This window comes from Actinomycetospora sp., assembly GCF_055612215.1.
Genome location: NZ_JBVPVA010000685.1, coordinates 1 through 4,598, shown reverse-complemented (window position 1 = coordinate 4,598; position 4,598 = coordinate 1). Strand labels below are relative to the sequence as shown.

Annotated in this window: 12 protein-coding genes; all 12 read left to right on the top strand. The window is 70.2% G+C overall.

Going from position 1 to position 4,598, the window contains the following annotated elements; genetic code table 11:
- Positions 1-621, top strand: a 621-nt coding sequence (gene rpsC, locus AC0CYZ_RS18795; protein ID WP_472218064.1) for a 30S ribosomal protein S3, incomplete at its 5' end; no start/stop codon positions are given.
- A gap of 3 nt (positions 622-624) precedes the next feature.
- Entirely contained in the window at positions 625-1,041 is a 417-nt protein-coding gene (rplP, locus tag AC0CYZ_RS18790) for a 50S ribosomal protein L16 (RefSeq protein WP_472218062.1), read from the top strand.
- The gene (gene rpmC, locus AC0CYZ_RS18785) at positions 1,041-1,277 is read left to right on the top strand and encodes a 50S ribosomal protein L29 (RefSeq protein ID WP_472218060.1); all 237 of its coding nucleotides are present in this window, start codon (positions 1,041-1,043) and stop codon (positions 1,275-1,277) included. The genes rplP and rpmC overlap by 1 nt, the downstream gene beginning before the upstream one ends.
- A 131-nt stretch (positions 1,278-1,408) precedes the next feature.
- Complete coding sequence (gene rpsQ, locus AC0CYZ_RS18780; protein ID WP_472218066.1) at positions 1,409-1,651, top strand: 30S ribosomal protein S17; 243 nt, start codon at positions 1,409-1,411, stop codon at positions 1,649-1,651.
- Between the two features lie 55 nt (positions 1,652-1,706).
- Complete coding sequence (gene rplN / locus AC0CYZ_RS18775; RefSeq protein WP_472218058.1) at positions 1,707-2,075, top strand: 50S ribosomal protein L14; 369 nt, start codon at positions 1,707-1,709, stop codon at positions 2,073-2,075.
- A 4-nt stretch (positions 2,076-2,079) separates the two neighbouring features.
- Entirely contained in the window at positions 2,080-2,403 is a 324-nt protein-coding gene (gene rplX, locus AC0CYZ_RS18770; RefSeq protein WP_472218056.1) for a 50S ribosomal protein L24, read from the top strand.
- Positions 2,400-2,981, top strand: a complete 582-nt coding sequence (rplE, locus tag AC0CYZ_RS18765; protein ID WP_472218054.1) for a 50S ribosomal protein L5 — start codon at positions 2,400-2,402, stop codon at positions 2,979-2,981. Before rplX ends, rplE begins: the two co-directional genes overlap by 4 nt.
- Position 2,982: 1 nt before the next feature.
- On the top strand, positions 2,983-3,168 hold the full coding sequence (locus AC0CYZ_RS18760) for a type Z 30S ribosomal protein S14 (protein ID WP_378039015.1): 186 nt from the start codon (positions 2,983-2,985) through the stop codon (positions 3,166-3,168).
- A 5-nt stretch (positions 3,169-3,173) separates the two neighbouring features.
- Positions 3,174-3,416 carry a hypothetical protein gene (locus AC0CYZ_RS18755; protein ID WP_472218052.1) on the top strand — a complete coding sequence of 81 codons (243 nt, stop codon included), beginning with the start codon at positions 3,174-3,176 and terminating at the stop codon, positions 3,414-3,416.
- Entirely contained in the window at positions 3,413-3,811 is a 399-nt protein-coding gene (gene rpsH, locus AC0CYZ_RS18750; RefSeq protein ID WP_472218050.1) for a 30S ribosomal protein S8, read from the top strand. The genes AC0CYZ_RS18755 and rpsH overlap by 4 nt, the downstream gene beginning before the upstream one ends.
- Positions 3,812-3,830: 19 nt before the next feature.
- On the top strand, positions 3,831-4,367 hold the full coding sequence (gene rplF / locus AC0CYZ_RS18745) for a 50S ribosomal protein L6 (RefSeq protein WP_472218049.1): 537 nt from the start codon (positions 3,831-3,833) through the stop codon (positions 4,365-4,367).
- On the top strand, positions 4,367-4,598 hold a 232-nt coding region (locus tag AC0CYZ_RS18740), incomplete at its 3' end, for a 50S ribosomal protein L18 (RefSeq protein WP_472218047.1). The genes rplF and AC0CYZ_RS18740, both read left to right, overlap by 1 nt.

Below are 4,598 nucleotides of genomic sequence, written 5' to 3'. Positions count from 1 at the left end.
GCCCGCCCGGGCATCGTCATCGGCCGTCGCGGTGCGGAGGCCGACCGGCTGCGCGGCAACCTCGAGAAGCTGACCGGCAAGCAGGTCCAGCTCAACATCCTCGAGGTCAAGGGTGCCGAGGCCGACGCGCAGCTCGTCGCGCAGGGCGTGGCCGAGCAGCTGTCGAACCGCGTGTCCTTCCGCCGCGCGATGCGCAAGGCCATGCAGTCGGCCATGCGCAGCCCGGGCGTCAAGGGCATCCGGGTGCAGTGCTCCGGCCGTCTCGGCGGCGCGGAGATGTCGCGCTCGGAGTTCTACCGCGAGGGGCGCGTGCCGCTGCACACGCTCCGCGCCGAGATCGACTACGGCCTGTTCGAGGCCCGGACCAACTTCGGCCGCATCGGCGTGAAGGTCTGGATCTACAAGGGCGACGTGGTCGGCGGCAAGCGCGAGTCGGAGCGTCAGGCGGCCCTCGACGCCGCCACGCGCGACCCGCGTGGTGGCCGCGCCGGCCGTGGCGGCGACCGCCCCCGCGGTCGTCGTTCGGGCGCCTCGGGCACGACCGGCTCGGGCACCGAGGCCGGGCGCGCCGCCGCCGAGGCCGCGTCGTCGACCCCCGCGAGCTCCGGATCGGAGGGCTGACGCGTGCTGATCCCGCGCAAGGTCAAGTTCCGCAAGCAGCACCGGCCGGACCGTTCGGGTGCCGCGAAGGGCGGGACGCAGATGGCGTTCGGCGACTTCGGCATCCAGGCGCTCGAGCACGGCTACGTCACCAACCGGCAGATCGAGTCGGCCCGTATCGCGATCACGCGCCACATCCGTCGTGGCGGCAAGGTCTGGATCAACATCTTCCCGGACCGCCCGCTGACGAAGAAGCCCGCCGAGACCCGCATGGGCTCCGGCAAGGGCTCGCCGGAGAAGTGGATCGCGAACGTGAAGCCCGGCCGGGTCATGTTCGAGATGAGCTACCCCAACGAGGCCACCGCCCGTGAGGCACTGCGTCGTGCGCAGCACAAGCTGCCGATGCGCTGCCGCATCGTCACCCGTGAGGAGGCGTTCTGATGGCAGCGGGAATCCCCGCCAGCGAGCTGCGCGAGCTGACCGGTGAGGAGCTCGTCGCGCGTGCCCGCGAGGCGAAGGCCGAGCTGTTCAACCTCCGGTTCCAGATGGCGACCGGGCAGCTGGACAACAATCGCCGGCTGCGGACCGTCCGGCACGACATCGCCCGCATCTACACCGTGATGCGCGAGCGGGAGCTGGGCCTGTCCGCGGCTCCTGACGAGGAAGGAGCGGCATGAGCGAGAGCACCGCCACGAGCTCCGGAGCCACCGCTCCGGAGCGCGACGAGGAGCAGCAGGTCCGCTCCGAGGTCAAGACGGCCGGCAAGACCGAGCAGAGCCCGGTCTCCGAGCGGAACGACGACCGCGGCCTGCGCAAGACGCGTGAGGGCCTGGTCGTCTCCGACAAGATGGCCAAGACGATCGTCGTGAGCCTCGAGGACCGGGTGAAGCACCCGCGCTACTCGAAGGTCATCCGCCGGACCAAGAAGGTCAAGGCGCACGACGAGCACAACACCGCCGGCCCCGGCGACCGCGTGCTCCTCATGGAGACCCGGCCGCTGTCGGCGACCAAGCGCTGGCGCCTCGTCTCGATCCTCGAGAAGGCCAAGTAATCAGGAACGCCGAAACCATCCGGCGCTCGTCGCCGGGAAGGTCAGGAGAGAAGCAGTGATCCAGCAGGAGTCGCGACTCCGGGTCGCCGACAACACGGGAGCCAGGGAAATCCTGTGCATCCGTGTGCTCGGTGGCTCCTCCCGCCGCTACGCGGGGATCGGCGACGTCATCGTGGCCACCGTGAAGGAGGCCATCCCGGCGTCCGGGGTCAAGCGCGGCGACGTCGTCAAGGCCGTCGTGGTGCGCACCGCCAAGGAGAAGCGCCGCCCGGACGGCTCGTACATCAAGTTCGACGAGAACGCCGCGGTCATCATCAAGAACGACCGCGAGCCGCGCGGGACCCGCATCTTCGGCCCCGTCGGCCGGGAGCTGCGCGACAAGCGCTTCATGCGGATCATCTCGCTCGCGCCGGAGGTGCTGTAGCCAGATGAAGGTGAAGAAGGGCGACACGGTCCTCGTCATCGCCGGTAAGGACAAGGGCGCGAAGGGCAAGGTCATCAAGGCCTACCCGGACCGCGACCGGGTCCTCGTCGAGGGCGTCAACCGCGTCAAGAAGCACACGGCCCAGTCCGCGAACCAGCGTGGTGCGCAGTCCGGCGGGATCGTCACGCAGGAGGCCGCGATCCACGTCTCCAACGTGATGGTCGTCGACGCCGACGGCAAGCCGGTCCGCGTCGGCTACCGCGAGGGCGGCGAGGGCGAGCAGAAGCGCGTCCGCATCTCCCGCGGCACGGGGAAGGACATCTCATGACGAGCACCGAGACGTCGTCGACCGAGACCGACACCCGTCCCCGTCTGCAGCAGCGCTACCGCGATGCGATCCGGCCGGCGCTCACCGAGCAGTTCGGCTACGAGAACCCGATGCTCGTGCCCGGCGTCGTCAAGGTCGTCGTGAACATGGGCGTCGGCGAGGCCGCGCGCGACTCGAAGCTGATGGAGGGCGCGGTCCGCGACCTCACCCTCATCGCCGGCCAGAAGCCGGAGATCCGGCGGGCCCGCAAGTCGATCGCGCAGTTCAAGCTGCGCGAGGGGATGCCGATCGGCGCCCGCACGACGCTGCGGGGCGCGCGGATGTGGGAGTTCCTCGACCGCCTGGTCTCGATCTCCCTCCCGCGCATCCGCGACTTCCGTGGGCTCTCGCCGAAGCAGTTCGACGGGTCCGGCAACTACACGTTCGGTCTGTCCGACCAGTCGATGTTCCACGAGATCGACCAGGACTCGATCGACCGGCCGCGGGGGATGGACATCACCGTGGTCACCTCCGCGACCACCGACGAGGAAGGCCGGGCCCTCCTGCGCGCCCTCGGCTTCCCGTTCAGGGAGAACTGAGATGGCGAAGAAGGCACTGGTCAACAAGGCCGCGAAGACCCCGAAGTTCAAGGTCCGCGGCTACACCCGCTGCAACCGGTGCGGGCGTGCGCGCGCGGTCCTGCGCAAGTTCGGACTCTGCCGCGTCTGCCTGCGCGAGATGGCGCACAAGGGCGAGCTCCCGGGCGTCAGCAAGTCGTCGTGGTGAGCGCGGTGCCCACCCACGACGACGTGCCCGCCGAGGACGAGCTGCCCGGTCGCGCGATCGACCCGCAGCTCCTGGCCCTCATCCAGCGGGTCGCCCACCGCGAGCACCTGCTCGACGGCATCGGGGCGCCCGGCCGGACCCCCGACAATTCTCTGACCCGCCCCGGACGCCGCAGGCCCGCTACGGGGTCGTCCGCCCGCCGGACGACCCGGGGTACCACGGCGAGGAAGGTGACCTGGTCGCCATGACGATGACCGACCCGATCGCGGACATGCTGACGCGCGTCCGGAACGCCAACTCGGCGTTCCACGAGAGCGTCTCCATGCCGCACAGCAAGCTCAAGGCCATGGTGGCCCAGGTCCTGCTCGAGCAGGGCTACATCGCGGCCTACCGCACGGAGCCGGCCGCCGTCGGCCAGAGCCTCGTGATCGACCTGAAGTACGGGCCGAACCGCGAGCGCAGCATCGCCGGCCTCAAGCGGGTCTCGAAGCCCGGCCTGCGGATCTACGCGAAGTCGACCGAGCTGCCCCGCGTGCTCGGCGGCCTCGGCGTCGCGATCATCTCGACGTCCTCGGGTCTGCTGACCGACCGGCAGGCCTACCAACGACGGACGGGCGGGGAAGTCCTCGCCTTCGTCTGGTAGCGGGAAGGGGAACCGAACCATGTCACGCATCGGCAAGGCCCCGATCGCCGTGCCGTCGGGTGTCGACGTCGCGATCGAGGGCCAGAAGGTCACGGTCAAGGGCCCCAAGGGGACCCTGAGCCACACCGTCGACCGCCCCATCGCGGTCGCGGTCGACGACGGCGTCCTGCAGGTGTCGCGTCCCGACGACGACCGGGAGAACCGCTCGCTGCACGGGCTCTCGCGCTCACTGATCAACAACCTCGTCCTCGGGGTCACGCAGGGCTTCGAGCGCAAGCTCGAGATCCACGGCGTCGGCTACCGCGTGCAGCTCCAGGGCAACACCCTGGTCTTCGCGCTGGGCTACAGCCACCCCGTGCGCATCGAGGCGCCGGAGGGCATCAGCTTCACGGTGGAGAGCCCGACCCGCTTCTCGGTGCAGGGCATCGACAAGCAGGTCGTCGGCCAGGTCGCCGCGAACATCCGCCGGCTGCGCAAGCCCGACCCGTACAAGGGCAAGGGCGTCCGGTACGCCGGCGAGCAGATCCGCCGCAAGGTCGGGAAGACGGGTAAGTGATGGCCGAGACCACCCAGAAGAAGCCGACCCAGGTCGGCAAGAACGTCTCCGAGACCCGCCGCACGGGCCGCGTGCGTCGGCACGCGCGCCTGCGCAAGAAGGTCGAGGGCACCCCGGGGCGTCCGCGCCTGGTCGTCACCCGGTCCTCGCGGCACATCACCGCGCAGGTGGTCGACGACCTCGCCGGCCACACGCTCGCGCACGCCTCGAGCCTCGAGGCCGACGTCCGTG

What these genes read in the sequence shown, in the direction of transcription:
- rpmC (WP_472218060.1), top strand. Translation starts at nt 1,041, where the DNA reads ATGGCAGCGGGAATCCCCGCCAGCGAGCTGCGCGAGCTGACCGGTGAG.
- rplX (WP_472218056.1), top strand. Translation starts at nt 2,080, where the DNA reads ATGAAGGTGAAGAAGGGCGACACGGTCCTCGTCATCGCCGGTAAGGAC.
- rplE (WP_472218054.1), top strand. Translation starts at nt 2,400, where the DNA reads ATGACGAGCACCGAGACGTCGTCGACCGAGACCGACACCCGTCCCCGT.
- AC0CYZ_RS18760 (WP_378039015.1), top strand. Translation starts at nt 2,983, where the DNA reads ATGGCGAAGAAGGCACTGGTCAACAAGGCCGCGAAGACCCCGAAGTTC.
- rpsH (WP_472218050.1), top strand. Translation starts at nt 3,413, where the DNA reads ATGACGATGACCGACCCGATCGCGGACATGCTGACGCGCGTCCGGAAC.
- rplF (WP_472218049.1), top strand. Translation starts at nt 3,831, where the DNA reads ATGTCACGCATCGGCAAGGCCCCGATCGCCGTGCCGTCGGGTGTCGAC.